17 protein-coding genes are annotated in these 16,026 nt (G+C 57.3%); 7 read left to right on the top strand and 10 right to left on the bottom strand.

Features of this window, described 5'->3' with window-relative positions; translation table 11 throughout:
• Positions 1–17: 17 nt before the first annotated feature.
• The 3 genes from L1065_RS09895 (at position 18) to ptsP (ending at position 4,049) form a co-directional block, all read left to right on the top strand.
• Entirely contained in the window at positions 18–1,256 is a 1,239-nt protein-coding gene (locus L1065_RS09895; protein WP_237095317.1) for an aspartate kinase, read from the top strand.
• Positions 1,253–1,699: a GNAT family N-acetyltransferase gene (locus L1065_RS09890; protein WP_237095316.1), complete on the top strand. Its 447-nt coding sequence runs from the start codon at positions 1,253–1,255 to the stop codon at positions 1,697–1,699. The genes L1065_RS09895 and L1065_RS09890 overlap by 4 nt, the downstream gene beginning before the upstream one ends.
• A 103-nt stretch (positions 1,700–1,802) precedes the next feature.
• Positions 1,803–4,049 (top strand): phosphoenolpyruvate--protein phosphotransferase, encoded by a 2,247-nt coding sequence (ptsP, locus tag L1065_RS09885; protein ID WP_237095315.1) that lies wholly within the window; start codon positions 1,803–1,805, stop codon positions 4,047–4,049.
• On the opposite strand, the gene L1065_RS09880 is transcribed toward ptsP, so the two are convergent.
• Both L1065_RS09880 and L1065_RS09875 read right to left on the bottom strand, forming a co-directional pair.
• Complete coding sequence (locus L1065_RS09880) at positions 4,046–4,810, bottom strand: EcsC family protein (RefSeq protein ID WP_237095314.1); 765 nt, start codon at positions 4,808–4,810, stop codon at positions 4,046–4,048. The genes ptsP and L1065_RS09880 overlap by 4 nt on opposite strands.
• Before the next feature lie 30 nt (positions 4,811–4,840).
• Entirely contained in the window at positions 4,841–5,326 is a 486-nt protein-coding gene (locus L1065_RS09875) for a GNAT family N-acetyltransferase (RefSeq protein WP_237095313.1), read from the bottom strand.
• Positions 5,327–5,414: 88 nt separating this feature from the next.
• On the opposite strand from L1065_RS09875, the gene L1065_RS09870 reads away from it, so the two are divergent.
• The 3 genes from L1065_RS09870 (at position 5,415) to L1065_RS09860 (ending at position 7,568) form a co-directional block, all read left to right on the top strand.
• A complete protein-coding gene (locus L1065_RS09870; RefSeq protein WP_237095312.1) occupies positions 5,415–6,032 on the top strand; it encodes a flavin reductase family protein in 618 nt (205 codons plus the stop codon).
• Positions 6,033–6,128: 96 nt separating this feature from the next.
• Positions 6,129–7,001 carry an S-methyl-5'-thioadenosine phosphorylase gene (locus L1065_RS09865; protein ID WP_237095311.1) on the top strand — a complete coding sequence of 291 codons (873 nt, stop codon included), beginning with the start codon at positions 6,129–6,131 and terminating at the stop codon, positions 6,999–7,001.
• Positions 7,002–7,025: 24 nt separating this feature from the next.
• On the top strand, positions 7,026–7,568 hold the full coding sequence (locus L1065_RS09860) for an adenine phosphoribosyltransferase (RefSeq protein ID WP_237095310.1): 543 nt from the start codon (positions 7,026–7,028) through the stop codon (positions 7,566–7,568).
• A gap of 129 nt (positions 7,569–7,697) precedes the next feature.
• Here L1065_RS09860 and L1065_RS09855 read toward each other — a convergent pair whose 3' ends face one another.
• Both L1065_RS09855 and L1065_RS09850 read right to left on the bottom strand, forming a co-directional pair.
• A complete protein-coding gene (locus tag L1065_RS09855) occupies positions 7,698–9,122 on the bottom strand; it encodes an FAD-binding oxidoreductase (RefSeq protein ID WP_237095309.1) in 1,425 nt (474 codons plus the stop codon).
• Positions 9,123–9,158: 36 nt separating this feature from the next.
• The gene (locus tag L1065_RS09850; protein WP_237095308.1) at positions 9,159–9,989 is read right to left on the bottom strand and encodes an MBL fold metallo-hydrolase; all 831 of its coding nucleotides are present in this window, start codon (positions 9,987–9,989) and stop codon (positions 9,159–9,161) included.
• Between the two features lie 80 nt (positions 9,990–10,069).
• On the opposite strand from L1065_RS09850, the gene L1065_RS09845 reads away from it, so the two are divergent.
• Positions 10,070–10,402, top strand: coding sequence for a GNAT family N-acetyltransferase (locus L1065_RS09845; RefSeq protein WP_237095307.1), 333 nt, complete (start codon positions 10,070–10,072; stop codon positions 10,400–10,402).
• A 181-nt stretch (positions 10,403–10,583) separates the two neighbouring features.
• On the opposite strand, the gene L1065_RS09840 is transcribed toward L1065_RS09845, so the two are convergent.
• The 6 genes from L1065_RS09840 to L1065_RS09815 form a co-directional block, all read right to left on the bottom strand.
• Entirely contained in the window at positions 10,584–11,168 is a 585-nt protein-coding gene (locus tag L1065_RS09840; protein WP_237095306.1) for a GNAT family N-acetyltransferase, read from the bottom strand.
• Position 11,169: 1 nt separating this feature from the next.
• Positions 11,170–12,432 (bottom strand): insulinase family protein, encoded by a 1,263-nt coding sequence (locus L1065_RS09835; protein ID WP_237095305.1) that lies wholly within the window; start codon positions 12,430–12,432, stop codon positions 11,170–11,172.
• Positions 12,433–13,815, bottom strand: coding sequence for a threonine synthase (thrC, locus tag L1065_RS09830; RefSeq protein ID WP_237095304.1), 1,383 nt, complete (start codon positions 13,813–13,815; stop codon positions 12,433–12,435).
• Between the two features lies 1 nt (position 13,816).
• Positions 13,817–14,500, bottom strand: coding sequence for an SURF1 family protein (locus L1065_RS09825; RefSeq protein WP_237095303.1), 684 nt, complete (start codon positions 14,498–14,500; stop codon positions 13,817–13,819).
• A gap of 97 nt (positions 14,501–14,597) precedes the next feature.
• Positions 14,598–15,398: a cytochrome c oxidase subunit 3 gene (locus L1065_RS09820; protein WP_237095302.1), complete on the bottom strand. Its 801-nt coding sequence runs from the start codon at positions 15,396–15,398 to the stop codon at positions 14,598–14,600.
• A gap of 20 nt (positions 15,399–15,418) precedes the next feature.
• Positions 15,419–16,012, bottom strand: coding sequence for a cytochrome c oxidase assembly protein (locus L1065_RS09815; protein ID WP_237095694.1), 594 nt, complete (start codon positions 16,010–16,012; stop codon positions 15,419–15,421).
• Between the last annotated feature and the right edge of the window lie 14 nt (positions 16,013–16,026).

Raw genomic sequence — 16,026 nt, 5'->3', positions numbered from 1 at the left:
CAAAAAGAGGCCTGATCATGCCCACCTTGGTGATGAAATTCGGCGGCACCTCTGTCGCTAATCTGGACCGTATCAAACGCGCTGCGAAACGTGTCGGTGTCGAAGTGGCCAAAGGCTACGACGTCATTGTGATCGTGAGCGCAATGTCGGGCAAAACCAATGAATTGGTTGGATGGGTCAACGAAACCTCGCCCCTTTATGACGCACGCGAATATGATGCCGTTGTAGCATCGGGCGAGTTGGTAACAGCGGGCCTTATGGCGTTGACGTTGCAGGAAATGGACGTGCCTGCACGCAGCTGGCAAGGCTGGCAAGTGCCAGTGCTTACCACATCTGCGCATTCGTCGGCCCGCATCGAAGATATCCCGACCGAGAACATCAACGCCAAATTTGGTGAAGGTATGAAGGTTGCGGTTGTGGCGGGTTTCCAAGGCGTCAGCCCCGAAGGACGCGTCACGACCCTTGGGCGCGGCGGATCAGACACCACAGCCGTGGCCTTTGCCGCCGCTTTTGACGCCGAACGCTGCGATATCTACACCGATGTCGATGGCGTCTACACCACCGACCCGCGCGTCAGCGACAAGGCCCGCAAGCTCGACAAGATCGCGTTTGAGGAAATGCTGGAATTGGCGTCATTAGGCGCAAAAGTGTTGCAAACGCGCTCGGTTGAACTGGCGATGCGCTACAAGGTTAAACTACGCGTCCTATCCAGCTTTGAAGAACAATCAGATGACGCAGGCACGCTTGTTTGCGATGAGGAGGAACTCATGGAATCCAATGCCGTTTCGGGCGTGGCCTTCAGCCGCGATGAAGCCAAAATGACCCTGATCAGCGTTGCTGACCGCCCAGGGATCGCCGCTGCCATCTTCGGCCCACTGGCCGATGCCGGCGTGAATGTCGATATGATCGTCCAGAACATATCGGAAGAAGGACGCACTGACATGACCTTCTCGTGCCCCGTGGATCAGGTGGCGCGTGCCGAAAAAGCGATGGAAGAGGCCAAAACCAGCGGAGAGATCAACTACCATGATCTTGTGGCTGATACGGATGTGGCGAAGGTCAGTGTTGTCGGGATCGGCATGCGCAGCCACGCAGGTGTGGCGGCAAAGATGTTCGCGTCCTTGCGTGAAGAAGGCATCAACATCAAGGTGATCACCACATCTGAGATCAAGATCAGCGTATTGATCGACCGCAAATATATGGAATTGGCCGTTCAGGCGCTTCACGACGCATTTGAGCTTGATAAAGCCGCATGAGCCAAATCACCGTTCGCGCGATTGAACAGGGCGACAAGGCAGAATGGTCGGCGCTTTATGCCGCCTATGCCCGTTTTTACGAAGTCGATCAGACCGAGAAGATGCGCGAGACTGTGTGGTCTTGGCTGAATGACCCTGATCATGAGGTCAGTGGCCTGTGTGCGATCATGGATGGTGCGCTGGTTGGTATCGCCCATGTGAGACCTTTCGCCCGTCCGCTGGCGGCGTCCAAAGGTCTTTATCTTGATGACCTTTTTGTAAGTGAAGCGGCACGTGGCACAGGGGCTGCCGCGGCTTTGATCGAGGCGCTTAAACCTGTTGCAAAAGACTGCGGTGCCACGGTTATTCGTTGGATTACGGCACAAGACAACGCCCGTGCACGCGCATTTTATGACCATCGTGCAGACGCAACCGAATGGGTCACCTACGATATAGACCTCTAGACGCTGGCGCCGCGCGTCAAAATCTCGCCGACCGTTAACCTTAACGGGCTTTCCCTTAGGGTATGCTTGGCACTATAGCTGGTGCCAGAGGAGACTGGTGACCGTGCCCGAGAAAAGAGAATCTGAAAGCCGCAAACTGCTTGGACGCCTGCGCGACACCATGGCCAGCGACAGCGCGGGCCAAGCACGGCTGGACGAAATCACCCATCTGATCGCTCAAAGCATGCAAACAGAGGTGTGTTCGATCTATCTTTTCCGTGATGCCGATACGCTTGAGCTGTGTGCCACCGAAGGGTTGAACGACGATGCGGTCCATCAGACACGCCTGCGCCGCGGCGAGGGGCTGGTTGGGCGCGTGGCCAAGACCACGCAGATCGTTAACACCCCTGACGCCCCGCAAACCAAAGGCTTTCGCTATATGCCCGAAACGGGTGAGGAGGTTTTTTCCAGCTTCCTCGGCGTGCCTATTCAGCGATTGGGCGAGGCGATGGGCGTTTTGGTCGTCCAATCCAAAGATGCCCGCAAATTCACCGCGGATGAGGTTTATGCACTCGAAGTTGTTGCGATGGTTCTGGCCGAAATGACCGAATTGGGGGCCTTTGTCAGTGATGAAGCGGGGCTAAGTGCGCTGCACCAACAACCCAAAATGTTTCGCGGCACCAGCGCCCAGGAGGGGGCAGCCGAAGGCAATGTGTACCTGCACGAACCCCGCGTGGTCGTCAGCAATCCTGTCGCCGATGATCCAGAGATCGAATTGCAGCGGCTTGAAGAGGCCGTCGAAACACTTCGCGTATCGGTGGATGAAATGCTGTCAGGTGCCCGCACGGCAGACAAAGAACAAATGCAGGTGTTGGAAGCCTACCGTATGTTCGCCAATTCCAAGGGCTGGCTACGCCGCATGGAAGAAGACATCAGCCGCGGCCTGTCCGCAGAAGCTGCTGTAGAAAAGGAACAATCGGTTGCACGCGCACGCATCGGTCAGGCAAATGACGCCTATCTGCGTGAACGCCTTCATGATCTGGATGATCTGTCGAACCGTCTTTTGCGTATTCTGACAGGCCAAGGCCAGGATACCGGCGCCGAGGTGCCAGAGCGCGCAGTATTGGTGGCGCGCAATATCGGACCGGGCGAATTACTCGAATACGGCCGCAACCTCAAAGCGATTGTGCTGGAAGACGGCAGCGTGGGTAGCCACGCAGGCATTGTCGCCCGCGCTTTGGCCATCCCGCTGGTTATTCAGGCCAAAGGCATCACAACTGACGCGCTCAATGGCGATCCGATTTTGGTGGACGGCGAACAAGGCATTGTGCATCTGCGACCCGAAGACACGGTGATGACCGCCTTCAAAGACAAGATCGCGATGCTGGCCAAGGCCCAGGACCGCTATACCGATATCCGCGACAAACCCGCAACCGCGCGGTGCGGAACCACAGTTGCGCTTCAGATGAATGCGGGTTTGATGGCCGATCTGCCATCGCTTGAAAGCTCGGGCGCCGAAGGCGTGGGACTGTTTCGAACCGAACTTCAATTTCTGATCCGAAACCAGGTCCCAAAACGGTCCGAGCTTGCAGCCCTTTACGCACGGGTTCTGGATGCCGCCTTGGGCAAGCGTGTGGTCTTTCGCACGCTGGACATCGGGTCTGACAAGGTTCTGCCCTATATGAAACCCCAAGACGAGCCAAACCCTGCGTTGGGCTGGCGGGCCATCCGCGTGGGGCTGGACAAGCCTGGCGTTCTGACCATGCAGTTGCAGGCACTGTTGCGTGCGGCCAACGGGCGGCCATTGACGGTGATGTTTCCATTTGTTGCGCAATATGAAGAATATAAAGGCGCAAAGGCGGCACTTGATAAGGCCGTAAAACGCGAGGAAAAACTGGGGCATTTGCTGCCTGCGACTTTGGAGGTCGGCGCAATGCTGGAAACCCCGTCGCTTGCTTTTGCCCCCGAGGCCTTCTTTGAGGAGGTCGAGTTTCTGTCCATTGGCGGCAACGATCTTAAACAGTTTTTCTTTGCAGCCGACCGCGAGAATGAGCGCGTGCGCAAGCGCTATGACACACTGAATGTCAGCTTCCTTAGCTTTATCGAAATGATCGTTTTGCGCTGCAATGCCACCAAAACCAGCCTGTCGTTTTGTGGCGAAGATGCCGGCCGCCCCATTGAGGCGGCGTGCCTTGCGGCAATGGGTTTGCGCACACTTTCGATGCGCCCTGCCTCAATCGGCCCCGTAAAATCCATGCTCATGCGTGTCAATCTGGATGATCTGCGCGCTGTGATCGAAGCGGCCCGCGACGCGGGCAAACAATCGGTGCGCGAAGATGTGACAGCCTATATTCGAAGCTTGGGCAGCTAGGATCGTGTTTCGATCTTTAGGCGCAAACGCCCCATCAAATCGGCCCCATCCTGTCCGGTTTCCAAAGCCAGTCGCTTGAGGCCGAAATGGACCTGCGCCATCGTCTGATAATAGCTGGTAAAGGTATAGTTAACCGCAGCCCCCGCCACAGCCCCCAGAACGGGCACCGCTTGGGCCGCCAGTTTTTGGCCCAATACAGCGCCCAGTCGAGGCGCGACCTTGGCAATAATGCCCTGAACAGTCGAACCGGACAGGGCCATTCGCGCCGCAAAGAAGCTGGTGTCTGTGCCGTCATCGGCCTCCAGCGGACCTGCGCTGGAAAAGACGATCAGACAGTCGCGCTGAATATCGGGATCAGCAGGATCAAAGCCGTAATCCGCAGCTGCGCCCTGAATGGCACGCAGCAACACAGTGGTGGTCACAGGCAATTCAGCCATGGCCGACGGCAGGCCGCCCACACCACCCGCTGCGCCAAGCGCGGTATTCACAGCCGTGTTCATCCAAGCGGGTTGGTCACTGACCACACCGCGACTTGTCTGCGCTGCACGCAGGGCCGCTTCCAGTGCTGATTTGGTTGCGCCATCCAACTGATTGCGCACAGGTGCGGGCAGCCTGTCCAACAGCCCTTCCGCTTTGCCCCCCACCATCTGGACAACTTGCATCCCGACGCCGCGGGCTTCGTTGTGCTTGCGCGCAAGTTGATCCAATATCTCGTCAGGATTTGGCGGCGTGCGGCTTTGGATGGTGTTCAGTTTGGACATAGGCCTATGTTTGGGCCGCACGGCATTGTTTCAAGTGCCTACTTTGCAAACATCGCCTGCAACCGCGTCCCATGCGCCGTCGATCAACGCCAGACCAAGCACGCGGTCGGGGTTCGTGGGCGGCGGCATGCGTACATCGTCCAGCTTGGTAAATCCGAATTTGCCGTAGTACGGCGCATCGCCAACCAACAGCACCCGCGCCACCCCCTGCGCCCGCGCAGCATCAAGGCTGGTGCGCATCAGATACCCACCAAGCCCTTCGCCCTGCCGCGTCGGATGCACTGCAATCGGTCCAAGCAAAAGCGCTTGGGCCCCGCCAATTTGCACAGGCCAGAACCGCACCGCACCGCCCAGAATACCATCGGCATCACGCGCCACCATCGACAGCCCCGCCACAGGGGGCACACCATCGCGCAAACGATAGGATGACAGCGCCTCGCGCCCCGGTGCAAAACACAGATCATAAAGGGCTTCGACCTCCCACCGATCTTGAGGTGTTTCCGCGCGTAACTGCAACCCAACTGTCCACTTGCAATATTGATCTGGTTTTCGCCGACACCATGGCGCTATATCACAGGCAAAGACAACCACTTGAAAGCATGTGATGTTTTATATTCCCAAGGACGAGGTCGGCGCAGGAAGCGGTCTTCCGTTCAATCCGTTTAACGCGATTGTCGCGCCCCGCCCGATTGCATGGATCTCGACGCGGGGCGCTGATGGCTCTGAAAACCTTGCACCCTATAGCTTCTTTAATGCGGTGGCCTATACACCGCCGCAGGTCATGTTTGCCTCAACCAGCGCCAAAGCGGACCGCGATGGCACAAAGGACACTGTGGCCAACGCGCGTGAAACGGGCGTCTTTTGCATCAATATCGTTGAATATGCAGCACGTGACGCGATGAATGACACCAGCGGGCCTTGGGATGCCACCACTGATGAGTTCACGCACGCAGGGCTGGATCGGGTGGCTTGCCAAACAATCGCCTGCAGCCGTGTGGCCGATGCGCCCGCGGCCTTGGAATGTCAGGTAACCCAGATTGTTCAGCTGGCTGGCGAGGCCAATTTCACGGTTTTTGGCGAAGTAACAGGCGTGCATATGCGCGACGCCTGTATCAAGGACGGCCGTTTTGACATCACGACATTCACACCTTTGGCGCGGATGGGGTATCAAGACTACACCCAGGTGACCTCGGTCTTTGCGCTCAAACGACCTGGGGAATAAGGCGGAACGTGCGGACTTGTCCAGATGCGGCAACGCGGCGCTGGAAGGGCTAGAATGAAGCGTGCAACACTTGGCTGACTAAGACGGACGGAATGAATGACCCAACGCACCCTTGGAATAATCGGCGGCTCCGGTCTCTATGATCTCGACGGGCTGGAAGCCCCTGAGTGGGTCGCGGTTGAAACCCCGTGGGGGCCGCCGTCCGACGCCGTATTGCGCGGCAGAATTGGTGGGCTGCCCTTTGTCTTTTTGCCGCGTCATGGACGCGGGCATGTGCATTCCCCGTCGACCGTTCCCTACCGCGCCAATATCGATGCGATGAAACAGATGGGCGTGACCGATCTGGTGAGTGTCAGTGCGTGCGGCTCGTTTCGTGACGCGCTTGCGCCGGGTGATTTCGTAATCGTCGACCAGTTTATAGATCGCACAAAAGGCCGCGAAAGCAGCTTTTTCGGGACGGGCTGCGTTGCCCATGTGTCTTTGGCGCATCCAACCTGTGGTGACCTGCGCGACATTGCCGGCCAAGCGGCGCAACAGGCGGGTGCCACGACCCATATGGGCGGCACATATCTGGCTATGGAAGGGCCGCAGTTTTCAACGCTTGCCGAAAGCAAGCTCTACCGCGATGTCTGGGGCTGCGACGTCATCGGGATGACCAATATGCCAGAGGCCAAATTGGCCCGAGAAGCCGAGATTTGCTATGCGTCTGTGGCCATGATTACCGACTACGACAGCTGGCATCCCGATCACGGCGAAGTGGATGTGACCCAAATTATCGAAACCCTACATGGCAATTCCGCTAAGGCCAAAGCGATGGTTGGTCACCTTGCGCAGGCTTTGAACGCCAAACCATCGCCGTGCAAAGAGGGCTGCGCAACCGCCCTGACCCACGCTATAATGACCGCCCCCGATGCACGCGATCCCGATCTTCTGGCCAAGCTGCGCACTGTTGCTGGCCGCGTTCTTTAACTTTCGTTACCAAGGAGGCCCTTTATGGCCGAACCCCGCAAAACCGTCCGCGACTACATCCGCACCATCCCCGATTTCCCCCATGAGGGGATCATGTTCCGCGATGTGACCACCCTGTTTGCGGACCCACGTGGTTTTCGCATCGCGATTGACCAACTTCTTGATCCATACGCCGGGCGCGACATTGACAGGATTGTGGGGCTTGAAGCGCGTGGGTTTATCTTGGGCGGTGCGATTGCCCATCAGTTGTCCAAGGGCTTTGTGCCGATCCGCAAGAAAGGCAAATTGCCGGGCAAAACGATCGAACAAGCCTATACGCTGGAATACGGCGAAGCTGTTATGGAAATTCATGATGACGCGATCCAACCGGGTGAAAAGGTTCTGGTCGTCGATGATTTGCTTGCCACAGGCGGCACGGCCGAAGCAGGCATCAAGCTGTTGGAACGCATGGGCGCCGAAATCATCGGCTGCGCCTTTGTGATAGATTTGCCCGATCTGGGGGGGCGGGCATTGTTGGAAAAGATGGGCGTGGAAATCCATGCACTTTGCGCTTTCGAGGGCGATTGATAACCGTTTGGTAACGGGAATCGCGTTATCCACCTTACAAGCTGATTGGGAGATCGGCTGCTTGCACCCCCATGGGCATCGCTCATGACATTTCAACGCCCTGCGATCCCCCCTCGCAGGGCGTTATTTTTATCGCAGCGGGCGGATGACAGCGCCGGGGTTAAGGATCCCCTTGGGATCCAGCGCATCCTTGATACTACGCATCATGGCAAGTTTGGCAGGGTCGCTATACCGCTCCATATCATCAACCTTTAACCGCCCGATCCCGTGTTCGGCACTGACCGATCCGCCCATGTCATGCACAAGGTCATGGACCGTTTTCTTGATCATATCGCGATCTTGCATGTGGTCAGCACGGGTTTTTCCAGGCACGGGAAAGACATTGTAATGCAAGTTTCCATCGCCCACATGCCCGAAGCAATTGATCCGAAAATCACCCAAAGACGCAATCGCCGCGTTTGCGCGCTCTATAAATTCGGGAATGGCCGACAGCGGCACACTGATATCGTGGCTGCTGACCGACCCGATCCGCCTGTTGGCTTCGGGGATATGTTCGCGCACCGACCAAAAGGCCTGCCGCTGTGCAAGCGATGATGCGATGACCCCATCGTCGGCCAGACCTGCATCAACCGCTTGGCGGAACAATCCTTCAAGGGCCCCATCAGGTGCCATGCCCGCTGGCAAACCCACCTCAGTCAGAACACACCATTCGGGCGTCTGCGCGAACGGGTGGCGAATGTCGGGCAAGGTCTCGGTCAGAAAATCAAAACTTTGGCGATGAATAATCTCAAACGCAGAAACACCGCCGCCCATGTGCGATTGGGCCAAGGCAAGTAGATCAAGTGCCGCTTTGGGGTTTTTGACGGTCATAAAGGCGGTGCCTTCGCTGGCAGGAACCGGATGCAGCTTGAGCGCAGCCGCCGTGATGATCCCCAAAGTGCCCTCTGCCCCGATCATCAGATGACGCAGGTCATAGCCCGTGTTGTTTTTGCGCAAGCGCGTCAACCCGTTCCAAATTGTGCCATCGGCCAAGACGACCTCTAGCCCCAGACAAAGATCACGCGCATTGCCATAGCGCAACACATTGACGCCGCCTGCATTGGTAGACAAAACCCCGCCGATGCGTGCCGATCCTTCGGAGGCAAGCGACAGCGGAAAGATCCGGTCATAAGCCGCGGCGTTGCTTTGGACATCGGCAAGGATCATGCCCGCCTCGACAACCATCGCGTTTTCGCTTGGGTAAACCGCACGCAAGGCTGTCATACGCTCAAGCGACAGGATCAACGGGGCGGGTCCATCTTCGGCCACTTGTCCACCCACCAATCCCGTGCCACCGCCATAGGGGATCACGGCAACCCCGTGATCATGGGCCAGTTTAACCAGTTTGCTAACCTCTTCGGTTGTTCTTGGTTTGGCCAATAGCCCCGCAGATCCCGCATAGCGGCCACGTGGCTCTTCAAGGTATTGGGCTCCAACCTCCGCAAACGTGTCGGGCGGCAGAATTGCGCGCGCGGTTGCTTCAAAATCGGCACTGGCAGGGGCAAGATATGTCATCTGCCCGTGATGCCACGGCCAGCGCGAAAGGCCAAGTTAGTCTGCCGTTTCATCGCGCAGCATCTGTGGGCGAAGCACCATGACCGTCGGGCGATCAGGCAGGCTGCGCAAGCTGACTTCGATAGACGGCCCTTGGGTATCAATAACATCAAATTCATCCGTCATACCATTGATAAACCTTTGCAAATTGCTTTCACCCCACCAATGCATGGGGATCACCACCGACGATTTCAGGCGTTTCAAGATGCGGATCATCGTGGGCAAATCAACGGTCATCCCGCCATCCACAGCCGCCATAACAACGTCCAATCGCCCCAAGGCCGCATATTGCTGCGCTGTGGGTTCGTGATGCAAATGGCCCAGATGACCGATGCACAGACCTTCGGCCTCAAACACGAAGATGGAGTTTCCATTGCGTTCAACGCCCGCATCAAACCGCGAGCGGATGTCGGTCGGCACATTGCGGATCAGCATCTCTCCCAGATCAAGGTGATGGTCGTTGCCGCCATCGGCCGTAGCCCACCCGCGCAAGACATGCGGGATTGCAGGGTCAGGAAACTGTGTGAAATGGGTTTCATGCGCGTGGTTCATGGTCACGACATCGGGGATCAATTCGGTGCGGCCCAAAAACCCCGTGAAATCTGTGGCTACGTCAATGCCGCCACGTGTCTGGATCAAAAAGCTGGCGTGGTGGATATAGTGAATTCGGACAGAAAACTCTGGCACGGGTTGGCCAAAACTTGCTTTATGCAAATATGTTGCACCGCTTGCGTCAGCCAATGCGATACAATGGGATGGACGACGATCTTGGGCAGCGGCTGGCAGGGCCAGGACCAAGGCGATTAGAGCTGAAAAAATCTGTCTCATGATGGATGAGATATTTCACCGCCTGGCAAGGTCAACTGCACCGCACCGCAGCCTTGGGAACCCACATGAAGGACACACGAATGATACGCGCCCTGCGACCTCAGGATGATGCTGGCGTTCAAACGCTCTACGCCTTCGCATTTCCTGACGAAGATCTGACGCAGTTGGTACGCGATGTAGCAGCCACGGTGGACACAGCGCACTTTGTTGCAGAGCAACAGGGGCAGATCATCGGACACATTTGTTTTTCGCCTTGCCATGTGGGGCCGAACCCCATCGCGCTTCTCGGACCACTTGCCATTCACCCCGACCACCAAAAGGCAGGGCATGGCAGTGCCTTGATCAAAACGGGCCTGAGCGCCATGAAAGACCGCGCCGTTCAGGGCGTTATGGTGTTGGGTGATCCCGCCTAATACGGGCGCTTTGGGTTTCATGCCAACCATGCGGTCGGCGCCCACCCTGCTATGCCATCCGAATGGCAGATGGCGTGGCAAGGGCTGGCGCTGAACGCCACAGATCTGCCAAACGGTGCGATTGTGCTGCCCGACGTTTGGGACAACGCGATCTACTGGTCATAGCGCCCCTTGGCGCGGGTTATCCAACGTCGGTTTTGCCGCGCCGGTCGCTGCGCAAATTTGCGTATAGCACATGATTGCGCCAGCGCCCGTTGATCTGAAGATAGCTTTGCGCAACACCTTCATATTTGAAACCGCAGCTTTCAAGAACCCCGCGCGACGCCGCATTCTCTGGCAGGCACGCGGCCTCCAAACGGGACAAATCAAGCTGGTGAAATCCGTAGTGCGTGACCGCCTGGATCGCCTCACGCATATAGCCCTGACGCGCGAAATTCTGGCCGATCCAATAGCCAAGCGTGCCAGCCTGTGCAGGGCCGCGGCGGATATTGTCGAGCGTGATCGCCCCCATGAGCGCCTGATCCTCGCGGCGGATCAAAAACAATGGCATCGCAGAACCTTGGTTGATTGAGCGTTGCGCCCAGTAAACCCGATTGGTGAAGGCTTTGCGCGTCAGGTGATCTTCGGCCCAGGACGGCTCCCAAGGCATAAGGAAGTCACGACTGTCGCGGCGTTGTGCCGTCCAAAAGCGATAATCGGCGTGGGTCGGCGGACGCAATGTCATCCGCTCGGTTTCGATTATCACTTTGCGACGGGTTCGGAGCATATCAGGCGGCCAGTCTCGCCTTTAAATCATCCAAGTGGGGTGCTGCCGAGACAGGACCATAAAGGGCCAACGCACTGCCTGCAGAGGTTGCAAGATTGGCTGCGTAGTCTTTGACATCGCCTGTGGTCACAGCGTCAATACGCTCAACCGCCTCGTTCAAATCGGGCACGCGGTCCCAGATCGAGATCATACGCGCCAACCGTTCACACCGCGCCGATGGGCTTTCAAGCCCCATCAGCATGCCTGCTTTCATCTGCGCGCGGGCGCGGGCAACCTCTTCGGGCGACATATCACAGGCCGCGCGTTTTAACTCGTCCATCGTGATATGGGCCAATTCACCGATCTGATCAGCGCTGGTGCCTGCATAAATAGTCGTAAGACCCGTATCAGCATAGGCCCCCGCTTGCGCAAAAATCGTGTAGCATAGCCCGCGCTTTTCACGCACCTCCTGAAAAAGGCGGCTGGACATCCCACCACCAAAGGCCGTGGCAAAGATCTGCGCGGTGTAAATCATCGGGTCGCGGTAGTTCGGGCCTTCAAGGGCCAGCGCGAAATGCACCTGTTCAAGGTCTTTGACCTCGCGCCGTTCACCGCCTTGAAACGCCGCAGGTTCAATCACGCTGGCAGGTTGTGCGGGCAAATGACCAAACATTGCTTCGGCCGCGGCCACAAGCGCATCATGATCCACCGCCCCCGCAGCGGCCAGGATCATCTGCCCCGGTGCGTAATGCTGGCCAACGAACCCGGACAGATCATCGCGGGTAAAACTGCTGACACGTTCGGACGGCCCAAGAATGGTGCGGCCAATGGGTTGGTCTGGATAGGCCTGCTCTTGCAACCAATCAAATACGATATCGTCAGGCGTATCGAGGGTTTGGCCAATCTCTTGCAAGATCACGCCACGCTCAACTTCAATCTCTGCCTCATCAAACACAGGATTAAGGACAATGTCACCGATCACATCCAGCGCAAGCGGCACGTCGTTTTCCAGCACACGGGCGTAATACGCTGTCATCTCGCGCGACGTGTAGGCGTTGATATAGCCGCCCACATCTTCAATCGCTTCGGCGATTTGCAGCGCACTGCGTTTGGCCGTCCCTTTGAATGCCATATGCTCCAAAAAGTGGGCAATGCCGTTTTGGGCAAGCGTCTCGTGGCGCCCGCCTGCCTGAACCCAAATCCCGATAGATGCCGATTTCAGGCCATCCATATGTTCGGTCACGATGCGAAAGCCGTTTGGCAGGCGGTGGGTTTGAACGGTCACTTAGATGCGTTCCTTAATGATGGTTTGAATGGCGGCCAGATCACCCGCAACGCGGGTGATACGTTCGGGTCGGTCATAAAGGTCCGCCATGCGCTTGGGAAGGGGCGGATGAATGCCAGTCGCCGCCTGCATGGCATCGGGGAATTTGGCAGGATGCGCGGTGGCCAGTGTGATCATCGGTGTGGTGCCCAGATGGCTTTCGGCAACATGGGTGCCAACGGCTGAATGGGGACACAGCAATTCGCCATGCTGCTCGACATACCGTGTGATTGCTGCCGATGTTTCGGCCTCGGACGCGCGGCCAGAGGCGAAAAGATCACGCAGATGGCTGATCGCACCTTGGCTGATCGTGAATTCACCGGTGGTCTTAAGGTCGTTCATCTGTTGCGCAACCGCGCTGCCATCGCTGTCATAAGCGTAATAAAGCGCACGTTCGAAATTTGAACTGACCTGAATATCCATCGATGGGCTGATCGATGGCTGAACATCTTCGGTCTTGTAAACACCCGTTTCAAGCGTGCGGTGCAGGATGTCGTTCTGGTTGGTGGCAACCACTAGCTTTTCAATCGGCAGGCCCATCTGTTTGGCGATATGGCCTGCGAAGATGTCCCCGAAATTGCCTGTGGGCACGGTGAAACTGACCGGGCGGTGCGGCGCGCCGAGGCTGACGGCGCTGGAAAAATAATACACCACCTGCGCCAGAACCCGCGCCCAGTTGATGCTGTTCACCCCCGCCAGCTTCACGCTTTCGCGGAAGTCGAAATCGTTGAACATATCTTTGACCGCACCCTGACAGGTGTCGAAATCCCCATCAACGGCCAAGGCATGCACATTTGCCTCAGACGGGGTGGTCATTTGGCGGCGCTGCACTTCGGACACGCGGCCATGGGGGTAGAGAATAAAGAGATCTACTGCTTCAAGCCCCCGAAACGCCTCCATCGCGGCAGAGCCTGTGTCGCCCGATGTGGCCCCCACGATCGTCACCCGTTCGCCATTGCGTTTCAGCGCAAATTCGAACATCTGCCCGATCAGTTGCATGGCAAAGTCTTTGAACGCCAGCGTAGGGCCATGGAACAATTCGAGCAAAAAGTGATTGGGCGCCAGCTGGACCAGCGGCGCACGGGCGGCATGACCAAAGCCCGCATAGGCTTTGGCGATCAGATCTGCGAATTCTTCGTCGGTAAACGTATCGCCCGTGAAAGGGCGCATGATGCGAAACGCGATCTCTTCATAGCTCAATCCCGCCATCGCAGCGATATCAGCATGGCTGAGGGTGGGAATGGTTTCGGGCAAATAAAGCCCGCCGTCACGGGCCAGCCCCGTCAGCATGGCTTGTTCAAATGTCAGAACAGGGGCTGCGCCGCGGGTCGAATGGTAGTGCATGTTAGGTCGCCTTTTGCGTCTGTTCCCGCCTGATACGCCATGCCAGAAACGCTGTCATCCCCAACCATACAATCGCGAGCGAAAACCATGTGATTGCGTAGTTCAGGTGATCGTTCGGAATCCCTTCGGTCGACACAGGCAATGGCGCGATGGCTGCATCAGCGGGGGTGGCCGCACGCGCGATCAGCAAAACAGGCTCGGTATTCAGTGCATCGGCCATCGCGGGCACATCACGTGCAAACCACAGGTTCTGCGCCAAATCAGGCGCGGGTGTGTAGCTGTCCACCTCTTCTGGCCAATGCAAATTGCCCACATAGGCAACCTGCCCCTGCGCTGCGGGCGTGTCATCTGATTGCACGGGCATAAATCCACGGTCGACCAGAATGCGGCGGCCTTCGGTCTCGAACGCCGAAATAATGCGATAGCCCGCACCGACGCGCTTCTGACTGACCAGCACGCGCAAATACTCGCCCGTCAGCTCGCCTTGTGCTGCCACCGGAAGAAAGCGATCACCCTCTGGATCAGGCTGCACCGGAACGGCCACTGGCGCATCATTTATACGCGCTTGGATTTCGGCCAGAACGCCTTGCTTCCATTCAAGGCGCTGCATTTGCCAGACGCCAAGCGATATCAGGATCGCAGCCCCTGCTGCGCCAAAGATCAGTGGTGCAATCAGTTTGCCCATATCACCCTCTACAAGCCAAAAGGCGCGAGATCATCCCGCGCCTTACAGGTAGGTTTTTAAAAAGCAAGGTGGATTGAAATCCACCTTACCGGCGGGGTTATTGGCCCCAGACGTAGATTGCTGCGAACAAGAACAGCCACACCACATCGACAAAGTGCCAGTACCATGCCGCGGCCTCAAAACCCACATGCTTTTCTTGCGTGAAGTGGCCACGCTGCAAGCGGATCAGGCACACAAGCAGGAAAATTGTTCCGATGACGACGTGCGCGCCGTGGAAACCTGTGGCCATAAAGAAGTTCGCGCCGTAAATGTTGCCCGCAAACCCAAAGGCCGCGTGGGTGTATTCATAGGCCTGGAACCCTGTGAAGATGACGCCAAGACCGATGGCAAGGATCAGGCCCCATTTCATATCTTCGCGGTTGTTTTCATGGACCAGTGCGTGGTGCGCCCATGTGGCCGCGGCCCCCGAACACAAAAGGATCAGCGTGTTGATCAACGGCAGGTGCCACGGGTCAAAGGTTTCGATGCCAACGGGTGGCCAGACGCCATCAACGGCAGGCGATTGTGGGCCCATCGGGTACATCGCGTGTTTGAAAAAGCTCCAGAACCACGCAACAAAAAACATCACTTCGGACATGATAAAGAAGATGAACCCATAGCGCAGACCGATTTGCACAACAGGTGTGTGATCGCCTGCGTGGCTTTCGGCAACTGTGTCAGCCCACCAAGCAAACATGGTGTAAAGCACGCCGGCCAACCCTATCAGGAACATCCACGGGCCGCTGTCGTGCATCCACAAAACAGCGCCAAAAAGCATGACGAAACCCGCGACCGCGCCGATAAACGGCCAGACGCTTGGGGGAAGAATATGATAGTCGTGGTTCTTTACGTGGGCCATTGTCAGGTTCCCCTTTGGTCTTATTGATAGTTGGCTGTTGGCTTGGGCTCTGCGGTCAGGGCCGCTTGTGCGTTCGGGTCGGGTTGCTCGTCCATCATGTGGAAGGTGTAGGACAGCGTAATGGTGTGAACGAACCGCGCTTCGCGGTCGTTTACGATGTCGGGATCGACATAGAAGTTTACGGGCATCTGCATCCGTTCACCCGGTTGCAGGATTTGTTCTTCAAAGCAAAAGCACTGGACTTTGCTGAAATATGCGCCTGCCGAATAGGGTGTCACGTTGTAGCTTGCAGTGCCTGCAATCGGGCGGTCGGTGGGGTTGTAGGCCTCAAAGAAGGCCAGACCGTCTTGACCGATCTTCAATTCCATCTGGCGCACTTCGGGCTTGAAGTCCCACGGCATATCGCGCGCAAGGCTGGCATCAAACCGCACCTTGATGGTCTGGTCCAGCACACCGTCGGTATTGCCTGCGCTGGCGTTTGTCGTGCCGCCATAGCCTGTCACGCGGCAGAACAGATCATACAGAGGGACCGACGCCCATGCGAGGCCACCCATAAACACAACAACGCCGACCAGCTTCACAACGGTTTTGTGAAGCGGCTCTTTGGGTGTCATTTCAGGGGTGTCAC

This window comes from Nereida sp. MMG025 (assembly GCF_021654165.1).
Classification (GTDB): domain Bacteria; phylum Pseudomonadota; class Alphaproteobacteria; order Rhodobacterales; family Rhodobacteraceae; genus Nereida.
The sequence above is the reverse complement of the archived record's forward strand: the minus strand, read 5'-3'. Positions and strand labels throughout refer to the sequence as shown.